The 20,755-nt window shown below is 63.0% G+C and carries 19 protein-coding genes; 10 read left to right on the top strand and 9 right to left on the bottom strand.

Translation table 11 applies throughout. The features are described 5' to 3' along the window. The first annotated feature begins 54 nt into the window (after positions 1 to 54). Positions 55 to 1,278, top strand: coding sequence for an N-acetylmuramoyl-L-alanine amidase (locus tag P7C00_RS00195; RefSeq protein WP_404937942.1), 1,224 nt, complete (start codon positions 55 to 57; stop codon positions 1,276 to 1,278). Between the two features lie 36 nt (positions 1,279 to 1,314). Here the strand turns inward: P7C00_RS00195 and P7C00_RS00190 are convergent, their stop codons facing one another. Further along, the gene (locus P7C00_RS00190) at positions 1,315 to 1,692 is read right to left on the bottom strand and encodes a glutamine synthetase (protein ID WP_404937941.1); all 378 of its coding nucleotides are present in this window, start codon (positions 1,690 to 1,692) and stop codon (positions 1,315 to 1,317) included. Positions 1,693 to 1,813: 121 nt separating this feature from the next. Between P7C00_RS00190 and dksA the strand changes: the two genes are divergently transcribed. The 4 genes from dksA to P7C00_RS00170 all read left to right on the top strand — a co-directional run bounded on the left by dksA (position 1,814) and on the right by P7C00_RS00170 (position 5,231). Then, positions 1,814 to 2,218, top strand: a complete 405-nt coding sequence (gene dksA, locus P7C00_RS00185) for an RNA polymerase-binding protein DksA (RefSeq protein WP_346634743.1) — start codon at positions 1,814 to 1,816, stop codon at positions 2,216 to 2,218. Between the two features lie 30 nt (positions 2,219 to 2,248). Further along, a complete protein-coding gene (gene zigA, locus P7C00_RS00180) occupies positions 2,249 to 3,457 on the top strand; it encodes a zinc metallochaperone GTPase ZigA (protein ID WP_404937940.1) in 1,209 nt (402 codons plus the stop codon). Next, complete coding sequence (locus tag P7C00_RS00175; protein ID WP_404937939.1) at positions 3,457 to 4,164, top strand: DUF1826 domain-containing protein; 708 nt, start codon at positions 3,457 to 3,459, stop codon at positions 4,162 to 4,164. The genes zigA and P7C00_RS00175 overlap by 1 nt, the downstream gene beginning before the upstream one ends. A 104-nt stretch (positions 4,165 to 4,268) precedes the next feature. After that, the gene (locus P7C00_RS00170) at positions 4,269 to 5,231 is read left to right on the top strand and encodes a CobW family GTP-binding protein (protein ID WP_404937938.1); all 963 of its coding nucleotides are present in this window, start codon (positions 4,269 to 4,271) and stop codon (positions 5,229 to 5,231) included. A 21-nt stretch (positions 5,232 to 5,252) separates the two neighbouring features. On the opposite strand, the gene P7C00_RS00165 is transcribed toward P7C00_RS00170, so the two are convergent. Next, on the bottom strand, positions 5,253 to 5,645 hold the full coding sequence (locus tag P7C00_RS00165; RefSeq protein ID WP_123723660.1) for a DUF3301 domain-containing protein: 393 nt from the start codon (positions 5,643 to 5,645) through the stop codon (positions 5,253 to 5,255). A 117-nt stretch (positions 5,646 to 5,762) separates the two neighbouring features. On the opposite strand from P7C00_RS00165, the gene pdxY reads away from it, so the two are divergent. Continuing rightward, positions 5,763 to 6,635 (top strand): pyridoxal kinase PdxY, encoded by an 873-nt coding sequence (gene pdxY / locus P7C00_RS00160; protein WP_123723659.1) that lies wholly within the window; start codon positions 5,763 to 5,765, stop codon positions 6,633 to 6,635. A gap of 21 nt (positions 6,636 to 6,656) precedes the next feature. Here pdxY and P7C00_RS00155 read toward each other — a convergent pair whose 3' ends face one another. Further along, positions 6,657 to 8,051 carry an APC family permease gene (locus P7C00_RS00155; protein ID WP_346634747.1) on the bottom strand — a complete coding sequence of 465 codons (1,395 nt, stop codon included), beginning with the start codon at positions 8,049 to 8,051 and terminating at the stop codon, positions 6,657 to 6,659. A gap of 263 nt (positions 8,052 to 8,314) precedes the next feature. After that, entirely contained in the window at positions 8,315 to 8,800 is a 486-nt protein-coding gene (locus P7C00_RS00150) for an acyl-CoA thioesterase (RefSeq protein ID WP_102862374.1), read from the bottom strand. Positions 8,801 to 9,088: 288 nt separating this feature from the next. Here P7C00_RS00150 and P7C00_RS00145 point away from each other — a divergent pair, with 288 nt between their 5' ends. Continuing rightward, the gene (locus P7C00_RS00145; RefSeq protein ID WP_346634748.1) at positions 9,089 to 10,852 is read left to right on the top strand and encodes a cation:proton antiporter; all 1,764 of its coding nucleotides are present in this window, start codon (positions 9,089 to 9,091) and stop codon (positions 10,850 to 10,852) included. A 55-nt stretch (positions 10,853 to 10,907) separates the two neighbouring features. Here P7C00_RS00145 and P7C00_RS00140 read toward each other — a convergent pair whose 3' ends face one another. From P7C00_RS00140 to uvrD, 4 genes are all read right to left on the bottom strand, one after another. Then, positions 10,908 to 11,315, bottom strand: a complete 408-nt coding sequence (locus P7C00_RS00140) for an SMI1/KNR4 family protein (RefSeq protein ID WP_102862372.1) — start codon at positions 11,313 to 11,315, stop codon at positions 10,908 to 10,910. Between the two features lie 136 nt (positions 11,316 to 11,451). Next, positions 11,452 to 12,327: a Tim44 domain-containing protein gene (locus P7C00_RS00135; RefSeq protein WP_346634749.1), complete on the bottom strand. Its 876-nt coding sequence runs from the start codon at positions 12,325 to 12,327 to the stop codon at positions 11,452 to 11,454. Positions 12,328 to 12,508: 181 nt separating this feature from the next. Further along, positions 12,509 to 12,949, bottom strand: a complete 441-nt coding sequence (locus P7C00_RS00130) for an EamA family transporter (protein WP_404937937.1) — start codon at positions 12,947 to 12,949, stop codon at positions 12,509 to 12,511. 124 nt (positions 12,950 to 13,073) lie between these two features. Then, entirely contained in the window at positions 13,074 to 15,257 is a 2,184-nt protein-coding gene (uvrD, locus tag P7C00_RS00125; protein WP_346634751.1) for a DNA helicase II, read from the bottom strand. A gap of 247 nt (positions 15,258 to 15,504) precedes the next feature. Here uvrD and P7C00_RS00120 point away from each other — a divergent pair, with 247 nt between their 5' ends. The 3 genes from P7C00_RS00120 to P7C00_RS00110 all read left to right on the top strand — a co-directional run bounded on the left by P7C00_RS00120 (position 15,505) and on the right by P7C00_RS00110 (position 19,831). Then, positions 15,505 to 18,369, top strand: coding sequence for an EAL domain-containing protein (locus P7C00_RS00120; RefSeq protein ID WP_346634752.1), 2,865 nt, complete (start codon positions 15,505 to 15,507; stop codon positions 18,367 to 18,369). A 167-nt stretch (positions 18,370 to 18,536) separates the two neighbouring features. Next, complete coding sequence (gene hexR, locus P7C00_RS00115; protein ID WP_011064325.1) at positions 18,537 to 19,403, top strand: transcriptional regulator HexR; 867 nt, start codon at positions 18,537 to 18,539, stop codon at positions 19,401 to 19,403. A gap of 215 nt (positions 19,404 to 19,618) precedes the next feature. After that, the gene (locus tag P7C00_RS00110) at positions 19,619 to 19,831 is read left to right on the top strand and encodes a PA3496 family putative envelope integrity protein (protein ID WP_081002137.1); all 213 of its coding nucleotides are present in this window, start codon (positions 19,619 to 19,621) and stop codon (positions 19,829 to 19,831) included. On the opposite strand, the gene P7C00_RS00105 is transcribed toward P7C00_RS00110, so the two are convergent. Continuing rightward, positions 19,773 to 20,735: a LysR family transcriptional regulator gene (locus tag P7C00_RS00105; RefSeq protein ID WP_346634754.1), complete on the bottom strand. Its 963-nt coding sequence runs from the start codon at positions 20,733 to 20,735 to the stop codon at positions 19,773 to 19,775. The genes P7C00_RS00110 and P7C00_RS00105 overlap by 59 nt on opposite strands. Positions 20,736 to 20,755: the final 20 nt, after the last annotated feature.

Below are 20,755 nucleotides of genomic sequence, written 5' to 3'. Positions count from 1 at the left end.
GTTCTCTGGCCTGTTCTTGTGAGTACGGACACTCCCTTCACTGCGGTATTTGTCATGCACAGACGTCAATTGCTCAACCTGCTGTTGGCCGGCACGGCCCTGATGTTGCCCTGGACTGTTTCCGCCGCGCAGATCCGTAATGCGCGGCTGTGGAAAGACGCCGACAAGCTGCGGCTGGTGCTCGATCTGAGTGGGCCGGTGCAGTACAAGACCTTCACCCTGAGCGCGCCGGAGCGCTTGATCATCGATGTGAACGGCGCTCGCCTGAGTGGCGATTTCAGTCAGTTGCCCCTGGCCCATACGGTGATCCGCGCGATCCGCTCCGGGCATTTTGGCCAGGGCGATACGCGGATCGTCCTCGACCTGAACAAGCCGGTGCAGCTCAACAGCTTTCTCCTGCCGCCCCAGGATGGACAGGGCCACCGACTGGTGCTGGACCTGTCCGAGGCCGGCAAGGCGTCGCTGCAGATCGCCGCGGGCGCTGCGCCTCTGGCCAAGCCCGAGGCGTCGCCGGGCAAGCCCCATCCCAAGCGCGACATCATCGTGGTAGTGGACCCCGGCCACGGTGGCAAGGACCCGGGCGCCGTGGGGGCCAAGGGGGAACGGGAGAAGGATGTGGTGCTGTCCATCGCCCAGTTGCTGGCCAAGCGGCTCAAGCGCGAGAAGGGGTTTGACGTGAAGCTGGTACGCAACGATGACTTCTTCGTGCCGCTGCGCAAGCGGGTGGAGATCGCCCGCAAGCACAAGGCCGACATGTTCATCTCGGTGCACGCCGATGCGGCGCCGCGTCTTACCGCCTCCGGTGCCTCGGTGTATGCCTTGTCCGAAGGCGGGGCGACTTCGGCCACCGCGCGCTTCATGGCCCAGCGGGAGAACGATGCCGACCTGCTGGGGGCCAGCAGCCTGCTCAATCTCAAGGACAAGGACCCGATGCTGGCGGGGGTGATTCTCGACATGTCGATGAACGCCACCATTGCCGCCAGCCTGCAGCTAGGGGGCACGGTGCTGGACAGCCTGTCGGGGATTACCACCCTGCACCAGAAGCGCGTGGAACAGGCCGGATTCGCGGTGCTCAAGTCGCCGGATGTGCCATCGATCCTGGTGGAAACCGGCTTTATCTCCAACAGCCGCGACAGTCAGCGGCTGGTCACGACGCGGCATCAGCAGGCGATTGCCGACGGCCTGTTCAAAGGCTTGCAGCGCTACTTCGAAAAGAACCCGCCAGCCAACAGCTACATGGCCTGGCTCCAGGAAACCAGGAACAACCGCGCTGTGTAGCCGCCGGCGCCTGCACCGGGCGCGGTGTTGGCGCGTCTAGCAGCCGCTGATACGGCTGCAGGTGAACTTGGCGCTGCTGCCGCCGGAGCTGGAGAAGCGATTGCGGGTGGTCCAGCCCACGCGCTGGCTGTAGCCCACCCAGGCTTCGCCGTCGGAGGCCAGGCCGGTGAAGAAGGTCAGTTGCCCGTAGCGACTGTTGGTCTGCGCCCAGTAGCGTTTGCCGATTACCTCGAACCCGCGCAAGTAAGTGGTGCTGCCCGCCGTGGCGACGCTGTAGGCGTTGCCCAAGGGATCGACACAGGCCAGCAGGGTGGCGCTGCGGGTGCAGGTGGCCAGGGTGCTGGGCACGCCGGCTGTGGCGTGGCCGGCCAGCAGCATCAGGCCTGAAAGCAGGGTGGGCAGGACAAGGCGCATGGCAGTTCTCGTGGCGACAGGGGCGCAGCATCGCGCCCTTCGTCGTGGGCGGCAAGGGAGTATTGGCTAATGTGCATTGTTATAATATAACATCAAATAAAGCCTGACCCGTGACCCCGCCATGACTGAACAAGAGCTCCTCGCCGAACCCCCGGCGCATTACATGAACGACGCCCAACAGGGCTTCTTCCGCGATCTGCTGCTGGCCCAGCGCAGCGAATTGCAGGAGCGCATTGCCGCTGAGTTCGACCAACTGCGCGAGCAGGAACCCCACAGCGACCCCGCCGACATCGGTAGCGCCGAAGAACAGCGGCAATGGCAACTGCGCCTGCTGGAACGGGAAAAGAAGCTCCTGGACAAGATCGACGAGGCCCTGGAGCGCCTGGCCCGGGGCGAGTACGGCTGGTGTCGCGACACCGGCGAGGCCATCGGCCTCAAGCGCCTGCTGCTGCGGCCCACCGCCACCCTGTGTATCGAAGCCAAAGAACGCCAAGAGCTGCGCGAACGCCACCAACGGGCGCTTTGACCCAGCCGCGAACCTGATGAGGAACCCCCCATGACCCAGCGTCTTCCCGTTACCGTGCTGTCCGGCTTTCTTGGCGCCGGCAAAAGCACCCTGCTCAATCACATCCTGCGCAACCGCGACAACCTGCGGGTAGCGGTGATCGTCAACGACATGAGCGAAATCAACATCGACGGCAGCGAGGTGCAGCGTGATGTCAGCCTCAATCGTGCCGAAGAGAAGTTGGTGGAGATGAGCAACGGCTGCATCTGCTGCACCCTGCGCGAAGACCTTCTGGAGGAGGTGGGCAAGCTGGCCCGCGACGGGCGCTTCGATTACCTGCTGATCGAGTCCACCGGCATCTCCGAGCCGCTGCCGGTGGCGGAAACCTTCACCTTTCGCGATGAGGCCGGGCAGAGCCTGGCGGACATCGCCCGCCTCGATACCATGGTCACCGTAGTCGACGGCATGAACTTCCTGCTGGACTACCAGGCCGCGCAAAGCCTGGCCTCCCGGGGTGAAACCCTGGGCGAGGAGGACGAACGTTCGATCACCGACCTGCTGATCGAACAGGTGGAGTTTGCCGACGTTATCCTCATCAGCAAGATCGACCTGATCAGCAGCGCCGAGCGCCAGGAGCTGATGGCGATCCTGGCGCGGCTCAACGCCCAGGCAGAGATCATTCCCATGGTCATGGGCCAGGTGCCCTTGGCCAAGATCCTCAACACCGGACGCTTCGACTTTGAACGCGCGGCCCAGGCGCCGGGCTGGCTGCAAGAGTTGCGCGGCGAGCACGTGCCGGAAACCCAGGAGTACGGAATCGCCTCGACCGCCTATCGAGCGCGCCGCCCCTTTCATCCCCAGCGTTTCTTCAACTTCATCAACCGGCCCTGGGTCAACGGCAAGCTCCTGCGCTCAAAAGGCTTCTTCTGGCTCGCCAGCAAGTACCAGGAGGCGGGCAGTTGGTCCCAGGCCGGCGGTTTGATGCGCCATGGCTTTGCCGGGCGCTGGTGGCGCTTCGTGCCCAAGCAGCACTGGCCCCAGGACGAGGAAAGCACGGCGGCGATTCTGCACAACTGGACCCCGGCCACGGGCGACTGTCGTCAGGAACTGGTGTTCATCGGCCAGAACATCGACTTTACCCGGCTCAGTGCCGAGCTCGACCTGTGCCTGCTGGATGACGATGAAATGGCCCTCGGTGTCGAGGGCTGGAGCCTGATGACCGACCCTTTCGGTTCCTGGCATGAAGAGGAGGCGGCCTGATGCTGACCCTGAGTTCCCCGGTGACTCCACTGAGCATTCCATTGACGGCCAAGTGCTTGCTGCTGCCTTGTGCGGTGCCGCTGGTTTCCCGGCGCGCGGCCATTGGCCAGGCCCCGGCAGTGCTGGCCGAGGTGCTGGACGATGAGGTCAACCTCGGTCTCTGGCAGCGCCAGTTGCCGGCGCACATCGAGGACTTCGGCGACTTGCTGTTGTCCCTCAATGAGCCCTTGGCGGAATCCCTGTCCCTGGAGTTGCCGGATGAGGATTGCCCTCCGAACCTGCGGGGTTTGGCCGCGCGCTTCAGCGACTTGCAGGGTTATGACGGCTTTATCGCCGACGTTTCCTGGTTGGTCAGTGCCTTTGCCTGCCTGTTGGGTGCCAAACGCGTGGGCTTGCGCTTGCGGGTGCTGGACAAGGCCATGTGCCCGCGGTTTCACGTCGACCATGTACCGGTGCGCCTGATCACCACCTATGCCGGGATGGGCAGCCAGTGGTTGCGGGAAGGGGCGATGGACCGTCGGCAGTTGGGGCAGGCTGCGGCCGAACCTCGGGAGCCAGAGCTGATCCAGCAGATTGGCCGCGGTGAAGTGGCGCTGTTCAAGGGTGAGAAATGGCATGGCAACGAGGGGTTTGGTCTGATTCATCGTTCGCCGCAGCCGGCGCCGGGGGAGCGGCGTTTGATACTGACTCTTGATTGGCTGGGGTGAGCGGCGAGCGTTCGCGGGCAAGCCTGCTCCTGCGGCCGTCGGCGGATTTTCGTCACGACGGGGAAGGGCGTAGCATCAGTGCACAAGCTTGCGGAAATCCTTCCATGCTGCAGAACATTCCTACCCATGTGATCGCCGGCCCCCTGGGTGCAGGCAAGACCAGCCTGATCCGTCATCTGCTGAGCCAGCGCCCGGCCCATGAGCGCTGGGCGGTGCTGATCAATGAGTTCGGCAAGATTGGCCTGGACGCGGCCTTGCTGACTCGGGATGACGATGGCATCGCTTTCGGAGAAGTGGCCGGCGGCTGCCTGTGCTGTGTCAACGGCGCACCGTTTCAGGTGGGTTTGGGGCGTCTGCTGCGCAAGGCCAAGCCGGATCGTCTGTTCATCGAGCCGTCCGGCCTCGGTCACCCGGCGCAATTGCTCAAGCAACTGAGCGTTGCGCCCTGGCAGGGGGTGCTGGCGTTGCAGCCCTGCGTACTGGTGCTCGACGCCCAGGCTCTGGCGGCCGGCAAGCCGCTGCCCCAGGCCCAGCAGGATGCCCTGTCCAGCGCCGGCTTGCTGGTGTTGAACAAGGACGAACTGCTCAGCGACAGCGATCGACTGAGGGTGCTGGAGCAGTTGCCGGACCTGCCCTTGTTCTGGACGCGCCACGCCGCCTTGCCCTTGGCCGAGCTACCGGGTCTGGAGGCCAGTGCCGGGGCGGCGCTGGAGCAACTGGATGTTCCCCAGGGCTTGGCACAGTTGCCGGCAGTGTGGAGCGATCCGGCGCTGCCGATCTGCCTCAGTCAGTCTCAGGAGGAGGGCTGGAGCATCGGTTGGCGCTGGCACCCGAGCCAGCAGTTCGACCTGGCCCGGGTCGATCACTGGTTGCAGAACCTCGACTGGCGTCGGGCCAAGCTGGTGATCCACTGCGATGAGGGCTGGCGCTCGGGCAATGGCTTGGATAATTCACCGCTGAACTGGCTGCCCAGCGAATGGCGACGGGATTCGCGCCTGGAATTGATTTTCAGCGCCCCGCAGGACATGGCCGCCCTGCAAGCCAGCCTCAGCGCTTGCCGCCTGTAGGCGCAGGCTTGCCTGCGCATTTCACGGCTTGAACTTGCGGTGCTCTTCGCGCCACTGACTCAGTTCGATCACCTCGGCGCTGGGCAACGGCTCTTTCACTTCGAATGGGTAGGGCGCCAGCTCGATGTGCGCGCTGTGGGCTCCAAACTGAGTGATGGTCCCGGCGTGGCGGGTTTCACCGGTCACGGTGAATTCGAAGTTGTAGATTCGCGCCAGGCGCCGGCGCCCGTTGGCGTCCTTGACCAAACCGATGCGCTTGAGTGCGACGTTGCCGTCCAGCAGCTCGATGTCGAGCCGTGCGCAGTGCTGCTTGACCCGCTCCAGCGCCCGCTCCCGCAGGCCGTGGTTGTGCCATAGCCAGGCGGCGCCGGTCGCCAGCAGCATCAGCACAAAGATGTTTCCAAGGGTCAGCATGAAGGTTTGCTCCAACGAAGTGGCGTCAGCTTAACTGCGTCTCCGGTCTGTCGTACAGGCTGCGTTTAGTCGCATACTGCGCGGCTTGAATTCCACCGGTTTTATGGAAAATCCTGCATGAAACGTACGCCCCACCTGCTTGCGATCCAGTCCCATGTGGTTTTCGGCCATGCCGGTAACAGTGCTGCGGTGTTTCCCATGCAGCGGGTCGGGGTGAATGTCTGGCCCCTGAATACCGTACAGTTCTCCAACCACACTCAGTATGGTCAGTGGGCCGGAGAAGTGTTGGCGCCCCATCAGATTCCCGAGCTGGTAGAAGGCATCGCCGCCATCGGCGAGCTGGGCAACTGCGACGCGATTCTCTCCGGTTACCTGGGCAGCGCGGCCCAGGGCCGGGCGATTCTCAGTGGCGTGGCGCGGATCAAGGCGACCAACCCCAAGGCCTTGTACCTGTGCGACCCGGTGATGGGCCATCCGGAGAAGGGCTGCAGCGTGCCGGCGGAGGTTAGCGACTTCCTGCTGGATGAGGCGGTGGCCATGGCCGACTTCCTGTGCCCCAACCAGCTGGAGCTGGACAGCTTCTGCGGACGCAAGCCGCAATCATTGTTCGATTGCCTGGGCATGGCTCGCTCGTTACTGGAGAAGGGCCCCAAGGCGGTGCTGGTCAAGCACCTGGACTACCCGGGCAAACTGGCGGAAGGCTTCGAGATGCTACTGGTGACCGCCGAGGGCAGTTGGCACTTGCGCCGCCCGTTGCTGGCGTTCCCGCGGCAGCCGGTGGGGGTGGGCGACCTGACGTCGGGTCTGTTCCTGGCGCGGGTGTTGTTGGGCGACAGCCTGGTGGCGGCGTTCGAGTTCACCGCCGCCGCAGTGCATGAAGTGCTGCTGGAAACCCAGGCCTGCGCCAGCTACGAGCTGGAGCTGGTGCGGGCCCAGGACCGCATTGCCCATCCACGGGTGCGGTTCGAAGCCACGCCGATCGGCTTCTGAGGGCGACCGGCGTGCAGTGACTCAGGCCTGCTCGGAGAACTGCACCGTCGGCGCCTGCTGACTAAAGCCCCGGGTGTGTATGCCCAGGTACACCAGGCCCAGGGCGAACCAGGCCAGACCAATCCCCAGGGTCAGGGCCGAGAGGCTGGTCCACAGCCAGACGATCAGGCCGAAGCCGATCAACGGCAGCAGGCCGTACTGCAGCAGTCGCGCACTCGTGCGCGGCTGGCCCTGTCCCAAGTGACTCTTGATCACCGCCAGGTTGACCACCGAGAACGCCACCAGCGCGCCGAAACTGATCATCGAGGCCAGGGTGGTGAGGTCGATGACCACCGCCAGCAAGGACACCAGCGACACCAGGACAATGGCGATCACCGGGGTTTTGTAGCGCTCCGACAGGGTGCCGAACACTCGCCGTGGCAGGATGCCGTCGCGACCCATGCTGAACAGGATGCGCGACACCGAGGCCTGTGACGCCAGGGCCGAGCCCGCAGCGCCGGCGACATAGGTGGCGGTGAAGAACATCTCCAGGAAACGCCCGCCGGCATGCAGCATCACTTCGCTGGCTGCCGAGTCGGCGTCCTTGAAGCTGCTGCCGGGGAAGGCCAGTTGGCTGGTCATGGCCAGCAGGATGAACAGCAGCCCTGCGCCCAGGGTGGTGATGACAATGGCCCGTGGGATGTCCCGGCGCGGGTCACGGGTTTCCTCGGCCAGGGTCGACACCGCGTCAAAGCCCAGGAACGACAGGCACAGCACCGCGGCCCCAGCCATCAATGGCAACAGTCCGCTCTGGCTGCCGTCGCCGACCCAGGGTGCACTCAGGTCCAGGCTTGCGGCCCCGGCCAGCTGGCGAATCACCAGGGCTACGAACACCACCACGAACACCATCTGCGCGCAGACGATCAGGTTGCTCATGCTCGACACCGAACCGATGCCGCGAATGTTCAGCAGCGTCACCAGGCTGATGGTCGCCACCACGAAGACCCAAGCCGGCACGGCGGGAAAGGCCAGGTTGAGAAACAGGCCGATCACCAGGTAGTTGATCATCGGCAGGAACAGGTAATCCAGCAGCAGCGACCAGCCGGCGAGAAAGCCGATGCCCGGTCCGAAACTGAGGCTGGCGTAGGAATAGGCCGAGCCGGCAATCGGGTACTTCCTGACCATGACGCTATAGGACAGGGCCGTGAAAATCATGGCCAGCAGGGTCACGACATAGGCTGCGGCGGTACGCCCCCCGGTGATCTGGGTGACCACGCCGTAGGTGGTGAACACGGTCAGGGGCACCATGTACACCAGGCCGAAGAACACCAGGGCCGGCAGCCCGAGGATGCGTCGCAGGGAGGTGCCTTGGGCGCTGTGGGTGAAGTCGCCGGAGGCGAGGGCGGGACTGTCGGACAGAGTATTGGCGCTGGGCATTGTTATTGTTCTCACGCGTTCGTTGGCTCGAAGGCTCCCCGGACGGGGAGTGCGTTTGTGCCTTGCTCAATGATTCTGGCAGCGGTGCCCCCTGGGCATAACTCTCTATGTGGTCAAAAAGGGATGAATCCGGCCAATCGGGATGACCGCAGAAGACTGCCTGGAGCGGCGGGGGGAGAGGCTGGTCGAGCGCGCAAGGCGCTGCCGGGGCGTGGCGAGGGGACCGTCCGTGGTCCTGCTGAATCAGCGTATCTGCCTGAGGATCAAGGGCCGTCGGCCTTGATTTCCTGGTAGCGCTTTTCCAGCTCCTGGCGGATCTGCCGGCGCTGCTGGGCTTGGATATAGCGGCGCTTGCCGTCGGCAGTCTCGGGTTGCAGCGGCGGCACCTGGGCCGGTTTGCGCTGGTCGTCCACCGCCACCATGGTGAAGAAGCAACTGTTGGTGTGGCGCACCGAGCGCTCGCGGATGTTCTCGGTCACCACCTTGATGCCCACCTCCATGGAGGTGTTGCCGGTGTAGTTGACCGAGGCCAGGAAGGTCACCAGTTCGCCGACATGCACCGGCTCGCGGAAGATCACCTGATCCACCGACAAGGTCACTACGTAGCGGCCGGCATAACGGCTGGCGCAGGCATAGGCAACTTCGTCGAGGTACTTGAGCAGGGTGCCGCCGTGGACATTGCCAGAGAAATTGGCCATGTCAGGGGTCATCAATACCGTCATCGACAGCTGGGCGTTTCCGGGTTCCATAGCACACTCACGGTTCAAGACAGGGGTTGCTTGAGCACCTCTGCGGGTGCTGGTTTCAAGGATTTTCAAACCATCGATAACGGGACGCCGGGCCGCGTCGTGCCGTCACGCTCCGGTGGATCTGTTTCCTAATATTGCACCGCCTTTCTGCCGGAAGTCCCGGTGTTAACCTGCAAAACACCCGTTCCAGGGCTTTTTCCGCTCCTATTTTTGGATATTTCTTTGTACTGATCAGATTTTTCTTTTTAGGCGATCTGCGCCGCCCAGCTTTCAAGGAGAACCCCGGCCATGCATGCCATCAGTTTCATTCAGGACCTGGCCGTGATCATGCTGGTCGCAGGCGTCGTGACCATTCTCTTTCACCGACTCAAGCAGCCGGTGGTGCTGGGCTACATCGTCGCCGGCTTCATCATCGGCCCCCACACGCCGCCGTTCGGTCTGATCCACGACGAACAGACCATCAAGACCCTGGCCGAGCTTGGGGTGATTTTCCTGATGTTCTGCCTGGGGCTGGAATTCAGCCTGCGCAAGCTGTTCAAGGTGGGTGCCACGGCGTTTATCGCGGCCTTCCTGGAAATCGTCCTGATGATCTGGATCGGCTACGAGATCGGTCGCTGGTTCGATTGGAACACCATGGATTCGCTGTTCCTCGGGGCGATCCTGGCCATCTCCTCCACCACCATCATCGTCAAGGCGCTCAACGACCTGAAGATGAAGAACGAGCGCTTCGCCCAGCTGATCTTTGGTGTGTTGATCGTCGAGGACATTCTCGGCATCGGCATCATCGCCTTGCTGTCGAGTATTGCGGTCAGTGGCACCGTGAGTTCCGGCGAAGTGTTCTCCACCGTCGGCAAGCTTTCGCTGTTCATGATCGTGGCGCTGGTGATCGGCATTCTGCTGGTGCCGCGCCTGCTGGCCTACGTGGCCAGGTTCGACAGCAACGAGATGCTGCTGATCACTGTGCTGGGGCTGTGTTTCGGCTTCTGTCTGCTGGTGGTGAAGCTGGAGTACAGCATGGTCCTGGGGGCCTTCCTGATCGGCGCGATCATGGCCGAGTCCCGTCAGTTGCTGAAGATCGAGCGGCTGATCGAGCCGGTTCGTGACCTGTTCAGTGCGATCTTCTTTGTCGCCATCGGCCTGATGATCGACCCGCAGATCCTTCTGCAATACGCCTGGCCCATCGCTGTGATCACCGTGGCAGTGGTGCTGGGCAAGATGTTGTCCTGCGGCATGGGTGCCTTTATCGCCGGCAACGATGGACGGACCTCTCTACGAGTCGGGATGGGCCTGTCACAGATTGGCGAGTTTTCGTTCATCATCGCCGCCCTGGGCATGACCCTGCAGGTCACCAGCGATTTTCTCTATCCGGTCGCGGTTGCCGTGTCGGCGATCACCACTTTGCTCACGCCCTATCTGATTCGCGCGGCCGATCCTTTGTCGCACAAGCTGGCCGGGGTTTTGCCTCAACGTCTGAGCCGGGTGCTGGGCATGTATGGGGAGTGGTTGCGCAGTATCCAGCCTCAGGGCGAGGGTGCGTTGCTGGCGTCGATGATCCGCAAGATCCTGCTACAGGTGGGAGTGAATCTGTCGCTGGTGGCGTCGATCTTCTTTTCCGGCGGCTATTTCGCCAAGCGCATCGGCGCTTATCTGGAGGACTGGGTCAGTGATCCGAGCTGGCAGAAGGCACTGATCTGGGGTGGAGCGCTGCTGCTGTCGCTGCCATTTCTGATTGCCGCCTACCGCAAGCTCAAGGCGCTATCGATGCTGCTGGCGGAGATGGGGGTCAAGGCGGAAATGGCCGGGCGCCACACCCAGCGGGTACGTCGGGTGATCGCCGAGGTGATTCCGATCCTGTCGCTACTGGTGATCTTTCTGCTGTTGGCGGCGCTGTCGTCGAGCATCCTGCCGACCCTGGAGTTGCTGGTGCTGATTGCCGTGGTGGCGGCTGTGGTGGCTGCGGTGTTGTGGCGCTGGTTCATCCGCGTGCACACGCGGATGCAGGTGGCGCTGATCGAAACCTTCGAGCACAGCAAGGACAACGGCGGGCATTGACCTTGCCGCTCGCCAGCAGGGCGCTGGCGAGCCGGTTGCAACGTCGGGAGTTGGCTCAGCTTTCCAGCCAGACGTCCCGCGCCCAGTGCCACACCGATTCCCAGGACTCTTCGGTGATCAGTTCTTCTTCGCCGGACCACAGCACCACGGTGCCGTCTTCCTCGACGCAGTAGTAGTCGTCGCCGTCCTGGCAGATCGGGATCAGCTCGCGAGGCACGCCCAGGTCCCAGGCGGTCGCGGCCACTTCCGGCAGGTAGGTGTGGGATTGCGGGTCGGTGACGGTGACCGGTTCCAGGCTGCCGTAAACCACGTCGCTGACCGTCAACAGGAACTCTTTGAAGACGAACGGAATATTGATGAACAGCTGTTCTTCAATTTCCACCAGTTGGTCTTCGTCCGGCAGTTCCAGGGGGACGGGTACCGGTTCGTTGGCTTCTCGGAGTTGTTCGATGACTTCTTCCACGGCCTGGGTCCTCTTAGCTCTATGGCGCGGTTGTTTGACGGCGGTTTATACAGTAGCTCGCTATAAGTGCAATCGTGAAATGCAAAACCCCGACTTGAGTCGGGGTTTTGCCTTACTGCTGTGACAACGGCATGAATCAACCGTTCTGGCGGATACCTGCCACCAGCCATGGCTGGTTGTCGCCCTGGGCGCGTTCCATGTTCCAGCTTTCGCTGAACACTTCGCCCTGGTCGAAGCGCGAGGTCTTCGATACACCGCTGAAGGTCAGGGTGGCGATGGTCTTGTCGGCACGGTCATCCACGCCTTCAAGCTGCACTTGCAGGTTGTCGATGTAGGTGGACTGGAAGCCGTCGCCCAGATCGGCACGTTCCTGTTTCAGGAACTGCAGCATCTGCGGGGTGACGAATTCGGCGATCTTGTCCATTTCGTTGGCGTCCCAGTGTTGCTGCAGGGACTGGAAGTGGCTGCGCGCCGCTTCAATGAAGCGCTCTTCGTTGAACCAGGCCGGAGCGTTGATCACAGGACGCGCGGCAGGTGCTGCCGAGCCACCGAAGATCGAACCGCCAGCCGGTTGCTGAGGCTCGAAAGCCTCACGCTGCATTGGCGCGTGGCCCGCTGGAGCGAACTGCTCCTGCTGCTTGCGACGGCGCGCGGCGATGAAGCGGAAGATCACAAAGGCGATGACTGCCATGATCAGGATGTCGAAGATCTGCATGCCCTGGAAGCCGCCGCCCATGAACATGGAGGCCAGCAGGCCACCGGCTGCGATGCCGGCCAGAGGGCCGAGCCAGCGCGAAGCACCACCGGCCTTGGCCGCGGCACCTGCAGCACCGGCTGCGCCAGCGGTGGCCGCAGCGGCAGGAGCGCCCGGAGCGGTTGGCGCCGCCTGGCGAGTTTGGTGGGTCGGGGCAGCGCCGGCGCTTTTGCCGCCACCGAAGCGCTTGGCGTTGGCGTCGAGGCTCATCGTCAGGCCGATGCACAGCGCCATGGCGATGCTAAGAAAACGTTTCATAAAGGGGGTTCCCATTTGTGGATGGCACGCGCGCCATATTGCACAGGTGAAGTGTCAGTGGCGAGCGGCATAATGTTTCGGGCTTTTGCCTGACAGGCTTGATTCAGCTCTGCCCGCAATCATGCTCGCCGATAGGGTTTTTGTCTGTAAGGACGCGGCTTTGGTTCAATCTTCAAGCCGATCAGCGACGCAGTGCCAGCAGCACCACGCCAGCGGTGATCAGACCGATTCCGCCCCATTGGCGCAGATCGAGTTTCTCCCCCAGCAATGCCACGCCGATGAGGGCGATGAACACCACGCTGAGCTTGTCCACCGGCGCCACCAGCGAGGCGGGGCCGAGTTTCAGGGCGCGGAAATAGCACAGCCAGGAAGCCCCGGTGGCCAGCCCGGACAGCAGCAGGAACAGGTAGCTCTTGGGGGAAATTGATCCCAGGGACTGATATTGGCCCGTTGCGTACAAAATCAAGGCCAGACTGACCAGGACCACCACGGTGCGCAGCAGGGTGGCGAAGTCTGAATTGAGGTTTTCTATCCCCACTTTGGCGAAGATCGCCGTTAAAGCAGCGAAAACTGCCGACAACAGGGCCCAGAATGTCCACGAGGAAAAAAAGCCTGTGCCCATGTTCGCCCTGCCTTCTCTGCACTGGCCTGTAGGAGCCGGCTGGCCGGCGAAGAGGCCCTTGAGCCGGTCTTCGCCAGTGAGATTCGCTGGCAAGCCAGCTCCTACACACGCCAAGCGTGGGTGGTTAGATGGCTTCCAGCTTGGCGTAGCCGAGCATCAGCCATTTGCTGCCTTCACTGAAGTTGACCTGGACCCGCGCCTGGGCGCCGGCACCTTCGAAGTTGAGGATCACCCCATCGCCGAAGACCGAGTGGCGCACGGCCTGACCCAGGCTCAGGCCGGTGTCCGGAATCTCGCTGCCGCCGAACAGGCTGCTGGTGCTTTGCGACTGGCCGCCACCGAAAGGCCGGCTGACGCTGTTGGACAGGCGCACTTCCTGAATCAGTCCCTTGGGCACTTCACGTACGAAGCGCGACACCTTGTTGTAGGTTTCGCTGCCATATAGACGACGGGTCTCTGCATAGGTCATCACCAGGTTCTGCATGGCCCGGGTAATGCCCACGTACGCCAGGCGGCGTTCTTCCTCAAGCCGGCCGGGTTCTTCCAGGCTCATCTTGTGGGGGAACAGGCCTTCTTCCATGCCCACCAGGAACACGTAGGGGAACTCCAGGCCCTTGGCGCTGTGCAGGGTCATCAGTTGCACGCTGTCTTCATGTTCGTCGGCCTGGGTATCGCCGGCTTCCAGGGATGCGTGGCCGAGGAAGGCCGCCAGGGGCGTCAGGTCCTCGTCTTCTTCGCTGTTCTCGAAGTTGCGCGCGGCGCTCACCAGTTCCTCAAGGTTTTCCACCCGGGCCTGGCCCTTCTCGCCTTTTTCCGCTTCGTGGTAGGCGATCAGCCCCGACTGCTCGATCACCGTCTGGGTCATCAGGTGCAGGGGCATTTCCAGGGTCTTGGCCGCCAGGTTCTCGATCAGCTCGATGAAGGCGCCGAGGGCGCTGGCGGCACGACCGGTCAGGCCTTTATTGGCCACCAGTTGGCGCATGGCTTCCCACATCGATACATCGCTGTGGCGCGCGTGCTCGCGGATGGCTTCGACGGTCTTTTCGCCGATGCCCCGGGCCGGAACGTTGATCACCCGTTCCAGGGCCGCGTCGTTGCCACGGCCTTCCAGCAAGCGCAGGTAAGCCATGGCGTTCTTGATCTCGGCCCGCTCGAAGAAGCGCTGGCCGCCATAGATGCGGTATGGAATGCGCTCGCGCAGCAGGGCTTCTTCCAGCACCCGGGACTGGGCGTTGGAGCGGTAGAGAATGGCGATGTCGCTGCGGGCCATGCCGGTCTTCAGCGCGCTCTCGATGGTTTCCACGACATAGCGGGCTTCATCGTGCTCGTTGAAGGCGGCGTACAGGTTGATGGCTTCGCCTTCGCCGCCATCGGTCCACAGCTCCTTGCCCAGGCGCCCGGTGTTGTTGGCGATCAGGGCGTTGGCAGCCTTGAGGATACCGGCGGTGGAGCGATAATTCTGCTCCAGGCGGATCACTTCGGTGTCCGGGAAGTCGGCGGAATACTGATGGATGTTCTCGATTTTCGCCCCGCGCCAGCCGTAGATCGACTGGTCGTCGTCGCCTACCACCATCAGGCTGTCACCGCCCTGGGCCAGCAGCCGCAGCCAGGCGTATTGCACGGCGTTGGTGTCCTGGAACTCGTCCACCAGCACGTGGCGGAAACGCTTCTGGTAGTGCGCCAGCAGGCCCGGGTGGTCGCGCCACAGGTCCAGGGCGCGCAGCAGCAGTTCGGAGAAGTCGATGACTCCGGCGCGCTGGCAAGCGGCCTCGTAGGCCTCATAGATGCCGCGCATGGTGGCCAGGAAAAGATCGCCGCTGGCCTGGATATGTTGCGGCCGCAGGCCTTCGTCTTTCTGACCGTTGATGAACCACTGGGCCTGGCGGGCCGGCCAGCGTTGTTCGTCCAGGCCCAACTCGCGGATCACCCGCTTGACCAGGCGTTGCTGGTCGTCGCTGTCGAGAATCTGGAAGGTCTGGCTCAGGCCGGCTTCCTGCCAGTGGGCCCGCAGCAGGCGGTGTGCCAGGCCGTGGAAGGTGCCGACCCACATGCCCGCCGGGTTGATACCCAGCAATTGCTCGATGCGGTGACGCATCTCGGCGGCAGCCTTGTTGGTGAAGGTCACCGACAGGATCGAGTGGGGCGAGGCGTTCTCGACCTGGATCAACCAGGCGATACGGTGCACCAGCACACGGGTTTTGCCGGAGCCAGCACCGGCCAGGACCAACTGACGACCCACGGAGGCAGCTACGGCCTGGCGTTGGGCATCGTTGAGGGAGTTCAACAGGAGGGAGAGATCATCGCGCATCGGGGCATTCTAGGGGGCCGCGTCACCCCGGGCAAACCCGGCATTGCATTAGCCGATAAAACAACGGCCGGGGACGACCGGTTGGTCACAGGCCGCAGCCATTGACGTCTCTCGCCCGCACACTTTCACGGCGGAATACGGCGGGATTTGTTTTATCGATTTTATGATCTGGAGCAGTTTGGCTCGGGCTTGCGCTTGTGTATGCTCCGCCGACGTTTCGGGCTCAACCATTATAAGAATACTGCCTATGACACTTAACCCCGACCCGTCCGGGCCCTTCATGGCGCCGCGGGTCATCCGCCAGCATTACGCCGTCGAGATGGCAGTGGAGCGCACGCGCCTGCTGTATCAGGGCTCGCTGCTGCCGACCCTTTTCATGCTGCTCAACGGCCTGGTGTGCACCTGGTTGCTCTGGAGTCCGGCGCGCTATCTGTTGCTCAGCGTGTGGATGGTCTGGCTACTGGCCCTGGTGGCCTTGCGGGTGATCCAGGTGGCGGCGTTCGACTCGGCGATTCCCAGTCGTCAGGCGCAGCCCATCTGGCAGCGCATGTTTCTTCTGGGGTCGGCAGTCAGTGGCCTGACCCTGGCCTGTGCCGGCATCGCCCTGGTGCCCACCGACAGTTTTTTGCAGCAGGCCTGGGTTTTCGGCCTGATCGGCGCGGCGATTCTTTCCGCTAGCGTGGCTTACGCGGTCAGCCTGCAGGCCTTTCTCTCCTTCACCTTGCCCTGCCTGTTGCCGGCCATCGCCTATCTGTTCTGGGGCGGAGACGATCAGCAGCGAGGCTGGGGCTGGCTCGGGCTGATTCTCCTGGTATCTCTGAGCGTGGTGGCCTGGCAGGTCAACCGCCTGATTCAGCGCGGACTGTTGCGGCGCTTTCAGAATCAGGCGCTGATCGAGCATCTGCAGGACGCCCAGAGCCGCAGCAGTCAGCTCAACCGCGAGCTGGCCCGTGAGATCGAACAGCGCCGACGGGCCGAAGACCAATTGCGTGAAGCCCAGGCCGGGCTGGAGCTCCGGGTGGCCCAGCGCAGCCTGGAGCTGGACGAGGCCAACCAGGCCCTGAGCAAGAGCGAGGCGCGTCTGGCCCTGGCCCTGAACGCCAGCGAGCTGGGGCTCTGGGACTGGAACCTGCAGACCGACGAAATCCATCACACCCAGATCAAGGAGCTGTTCGGCCTGGAGCCCGAAGATGTCACCGCGATGCTCAGTCATCTCAAGCCGCGTCTGCACCCCGAGGATTTGCCGCTGCTCAAACGTGCCCTGGTGGAGCACCTCAAGGGCCGCAGCGAGGATTATCAGGTGGAGTACCGGGTGCGCCATGGCGATGGCCACTGGGTGTGGATCGAGGACCGGGGCAGGGCGGTGGAGCGCAGTCCTGCTGGGAGGGTGTTGCGCATGGTGGGCACGCGGCGGGATATCAGTGCCGACAAGGAAGTGGAAGTGCAGCGCAATCTGGCGGCGACGGTGTTCGAGGCGGCCAGTGAAGGCATCGTCATCCTCGACCCCGAGTACGCCCTGATCGCCGCCAATCAGGCCTTCAGCCAGGTCACGGGCTACCAGATCGAGGACATGCTCGGACGCAATGTGGTGGAGCTGTCCTGCAGCCGCGATGCCCGCCGGCATTACCCATTGATTCATCAGGCTCTGGAGCAGTACGGCAGTTGGCAGGGCGAGTTGGTGGAAACCCGCAAGAACGGCGAACTCTATCCGCAGTGGCTGCAATTGAACGTCGTGCGGGATAAGCGGGGGAAAATCCGGCATATCGTAGGCTTTTTCGCCGATCTATCGGCTCGGCGCGAATCCGAGGAGCGCATGCGCTACCTCACTCACTACGACGAGCTCACCGGGCTGGCCAACCGCTCTCTGTTTCGCGAGCGCCTGGCCGAGGCCCATCAACGGGTGCGCCAGGGCGGCCGCAGCCTGGCCTTGCTGCACATCAATCTGGATCGCTTCAAGTTGCTCAACGACAGCCTCGGCCATGAAGTGGCCGACCAGTTGCTGCAGAAGATGGCCAGACGACTGGTCAATGCCCTGCCGGAAGCCGACACCATCGCCCGGTTGTCCGGGGATGAGTTCGCCGTGCTGTTCGACGCCTACGGCAGCCTGTCGAGCCTGACCCGGGTGGCGACCCGGCTGCTGAGCAAGCTGCGCCTGCCGATCACCGTCGATGGCCATGAACTGGTGGTCAGCGCCTCCATGGGCATCAGCATGCTGCCGGACAGCGCCCGGGAGATTGCCGCCCTGGTCAGTCAGGCGAACATGGCCATGGCCCATGCCAAGCACCTGGGAGGCAACAACTTCCAGTTCTATACCGAGAGCCTGCAGGCCAGCACCCTGGAGCGTCTGCAACTGGAGAACCAACTGCGCAAGGCCATCGAAGAAGGCCAGTTGATGGTGTTCTACCAACCCAAGCTGTGCCTGGCCACGGGCCGGCTGAACGCCGCCGAAGCCCTGGTGCGCTGGGATCACCCGACCATGGGGCGGGTGCCGCCGGGAGACTTTATTGGCCTGGCGGAAGAGACCGGGCTCATCGGCCCCATCGGCGAGTTTGTGTTGCGCCAGGCCTGCCGCCAAGCCTGCGAATGGCAGCGCCAGGGGCTGGAGCCGATTCGGGTGTCGGTCAATCTGTCGGTGTATCAGTTGCGCCAGGGCAAGCTGGTGAGCCTGGTGCGCCAGGTATTGGAAGAAACTGGTCTGGAGCCGCACTTCCTCGAGCTGGAACTGACTGAAAGCCAGCTCCTGGATAGCGTCGAGCACATCATCGCGACCTTCCAGCAACTGCGTGATCTGGGGGTGAAGTTGGCCATCGACGACTTCGGCACGGGGTACTCGTCCCTGAGCTACCTCAAGCGCATCCCGGTGGACTACGTGAAGATCGACCAGGCCTTTATTCGTGGTCTTGCCGACGGTGGCGAGGATGCGGCGATTACCCGGGCAATCATTGCCATGGCTCACGGGCTGTCGCTGAAAGTGGTGGCCGAGGGGGTCGAGGATCCTGCCCAGCTGACCTTCCTGCGGGCCGAACACTGCGATGAAGTTCAGGGCTACCTGATCAGTCGCCCGGTGAATGCCGAGGCGCTCGCGCAGCTGTTGCAAGCCCAGACTCGCTAATGGGCGGCGGCGCCTGCCACAACGGCTACATAAGTCGTACCCGGCTGAAAATGGGGGGAAGGCCGGCAACTTCATGATGCATTGAACAGGCAAAAAGACGATTCCTGTAGTATAACTACAAGCTTGCTACATCCCCGGCGTCAGCCAATAACAATGAGTCCAGCCCTTTGAACCTGTTGCAGCACATCGCCCAGTCACGTCATTTGTTACGCAAATCGGAACTCAAGGTCGCCGATCACGTGCTCCTTGATCCTGCGGCCGTGATGCACAGTTCCATGGCGGACCTGGCCCACAGCGTGGGCATCAGCGAACCGACCATCGTGCGCTTCTGCCGTGCCATCGGTTGCTCCGGCTTTCAGGATCTGAAGCTCAAGTTGGCCCAGAGCCTTGCTGCCGGTGCCAGCTTTGGCCAGTTCGCGATCCATGAAGACGATTCTGTCGCTGACTACAGCCTGAAGATCTTCGACACCACCCTGCACACCCTGATGGAAGTTCGCGAGAAGCTCGATCCGGTGGCCCTGCAGCAGGCGGTGACGGCCATGTCCCAGGCCCAGCGCGTGGAGTTCTACGGCTTTGGCGCGTCGGGCGCGGTGGCGGCGGATGCCCAGCACAAGTTCTTTCGCTTGCTGCTGACCGCGGCGGCCTATTCCGACCCGCACATGCAGGCGATGTCGGCGGTGACCTTGAAGCCTACCGACGTGGCCATCTGCATTTCCCAGTCCGGCCGTTCCAAGGACCTGCTGATCACCGCCAATCTGGTGCGTGAAAGCGGCGCCTCGCTGATCACCCTGTGCCCGAGCCAGACGCCGTTGGCCGAGCTGTCCACGGTCAACCTGGCCATCGACGTGCACGAAGACACCGAAATCTACACCCCGTTGACCTCGCGTATCGCCCACCTGGTGGTGATCGACGTGCTGGCGATGGGCGTGGCCATGGCCCGCGGCCCGAGCCTGGTGAATCACCTCAAGAGCGTCAAGCGCAGCCTTCGCAGCCTGCGTCTGTCGCCCAAGTCGGTGAAAGCTCTGGACGACTGAGTCTTCCTGCTAGGGGCGTTCGGGCGGGGTTGTGCTTGCTGGCGAGGGGGCCTGGGTTGTGCGTTGCCTTGACGGACGCTTTCGCCGGCAAGCCCACCAGCGCCCAGGGCGGTGTTTGCCAGGTGAATGTTCATCGTCCTGTAACCGACCCGCCGCCAAACCGTAACCGCCGACGTCCATCGTGAAGCTCCCGTACTCGCATTGGGAGACTCGAAATGGCCCGGCCTTACGAAGAGAGCAACAGCGCAGTCAAGACCCGTCGTCAGCAGGAAGACCAGCGCCGCATGGAATTTCGTCGTGCGATCGAACACCGCTTCGAGCTGCGTCAGTTGCAACAGCAAATCAACGATTACCCCGAGCTCGAGGCCGTCAATTACTGGCAGGCGGCACCCGCGGCTTCCCGTCGAAGCGTTCAACCAGCCCGCTGATCTGCACGCGCTCGCTGCGGATGAATCCCAGGAACGCATGCGCTACCGGTGACAGGCGTTTGGCTTTGGCTTGCACCAGGCACCAGCTGCGAAGCAATGGCAGCTCTTCGACCGGCAACTCGATCAAGCCGCCGGTCGCCAACTCAAGGTTCAGGGCGTGGCGCGTCAGCAAGGCCACGCCCAGACCCGCCCGCACGCACTCACGCTGAGCTTCCGCCGACGACACTTCGAGGATCTGGGTGAAGTGCACGCGCTTCTCCTTGAAGTACTCCTCGCAGGCCAGGCGCGTGCCCGAACCCTGTTCCCGCAGCACCAGGGTGTAGGGCTCCAGATCCTGCAGGCGCAGCGCCCCCATATGGCTCAGCGGGTGGTCCGGCGGCGCCACGGCGACGATGGGGTTGTTGAGGAAGGGCAGGAACTCCAGCTCCATGTCCTGGGGCACCATGGACATGATCACCAGGTCGTCGCGGTTGTCCGAGAGGCGGCGGATCACCTGGGAGCGGTTGACCACGGTCAGTTGCAGGTGGACTTCCGGATGCTGGCGCTTGAAGGCGGCGAACAGGTGCGGGACGAAGTACTTGGCGCTGGATTCCACCGCCAGCTTGAGCTGGCCCTGCAGCGAGCCCTGCATGTCGGAGAGCTGCATGTCGAGGTTTTCCAGGCGCCCGAAAATGTCGCGGCTGGCCCGCTGCAGGGCTTCGGCGGCTTCGGTCATGTAGAGCTTCTTGCCCACGTAATCGAACAGTGGCTGGCCGATCAGCTCCTCCAGCTGGCGAATCTGCAGGCTGACGGCGGGCTGGGTGAGATTCATTTCATCGGCAGCGCGGCTGTAGGAGCGTAGATCGCAGACTTCATTGAAAATCTGCAACTGACGTAATGTCAGTCTCATCAAGGACTTACGCATTGTTCGAGTGCTCGCGCCAA

Origin of the sequence: Pseudomonas sp. JDS08PS003 (assembly GCF_045013505.1) — a bacterium.
In the GTDB taxonomy this organism is placed as follows: Bacteria; Pseudomonadota; Gammaproteobacteria; order Pseudomonadales; family Pseudomonadaceae; genus Aquipseudomonas; species Aquipseudomonas protegens_B.
The sequence above is the reverse complement of the archived record's forward strand: the minus strand, read 5'-3'. Positions and strand labels throughout refer to the sequence as shown.

Coding starts and splice junctions, on each gene's coding strand:
- P7C00_RS00195 (WP_404937942.1), top strand. CDS start 55: ATGCACAGACGTCAATTGCTCAACCTGCTGTTGGCCGGCACGGCCCTG.
- P7C00_RS00135 (WP_346634749.1), bottom strand. CDS start 12,327: ATGAAACGTTTTCTTAGCATCGCCATGGCGCTGTGCATCGGCCTGACG.
- P7C00_RS00110 (WP_081002137.1), top strand. CDS start 19,619: ATGGCCCGGCCTTACGAAGAGAGCAACAGCGCAGTCAAGACCCGTCGT.
- P7C00_RS00130 (WP_404937937.1), bottom strand. CDS start 12,949: ATGGGCACAGGCTTTTTTTCCTCGTGGACATTCTGGGCCCTGTTGTCG.
- P7C00_RS00145 (WP_346634748.1), top strand. CDS start 9,089: ATGCATGCCATCAGTTTCATTCAGGACCTGGCCGTGATCATGCTGGTC.
- pdxY (WP_123723659.1), top strand. CDS start 5,763: ATGAAACGTACGCCCCACCTGCTTGCGATCCAGTCCCATGTGGTTTTC.
- P7C00_RS00155 (WP_346634747.1), bottom strand. CDS start 8,051: ATGCCCAGCGCCAATACTCTGTCCGACAGTCCCGCCCTCGCCTCCGGC.
- dksA (WP_346634743.1), top strand. CDS start 1,814: ATGACTGAACAAGAGCTCCTCGCCGAACCCCCGGCGCATTACATGAAC.
- P7C00_RS00165 (WP_123723660.1), bottom strand. CDS start 5,645: ATGCTGACCCTTGGAAACATCTTTGTGCTGATGCTGCTGGCGACCGGC.
- uvrD (WP_346634751.1), bottom strand. CDS start 15,257: ATGCGCGATGATCTCTCCCTCCTGTTGAACTCCCTCAACGATGCCCAA.
- P7C00_RS00175 (WP_404937939.1), top strand. CDS start 3,457: ATGCTGACCCTGAGTTCCCCGGTGACTCCACTGAGCATTCCATTGACG.
- zigA (WP_404937940.1), top strand. CDS start 2,249: ATGACCCAGCGTCTTCCCGTTACCGTGCTGTCCGGCTTTCTTGGCGCC.
- P7C00_RS00190 (WP_404937941.1), bottom strand. CDS start 1,692: ATGCGCCTTGTCCTGCCCACCCTGCTTTCAGGCCTGATGCTGCTGGCC.
- P7C00_RS00170 (WP_404937938.1), top strand. CDS start 4,269: ATGCTGCAGAACATTCCTACCCATGTGATCGCCGGCCCCCTGGGTGCA.
- P7C00_RS00105 (WP_346634754.1), bottom strand. CDS start 20,735: ATGCGTAAGTCCTTGATGAGACTGACATTACGTCAGTTGCAGATTTTC.
- P7C00_RS00120 (WP_346634752.1), top strand. CDS start 15,505: ATGACACTTAACCCCGACCCGTCCGGGCCCTTCATGGCGCCGCGGGTC.
- P7C00_RS00150 (WP_102862374.1), bottom strand. CDS start 8,800: ATGGAACCCGGAAACGCCCAGCTGTCGATGACGGTATTGATGACCCCT.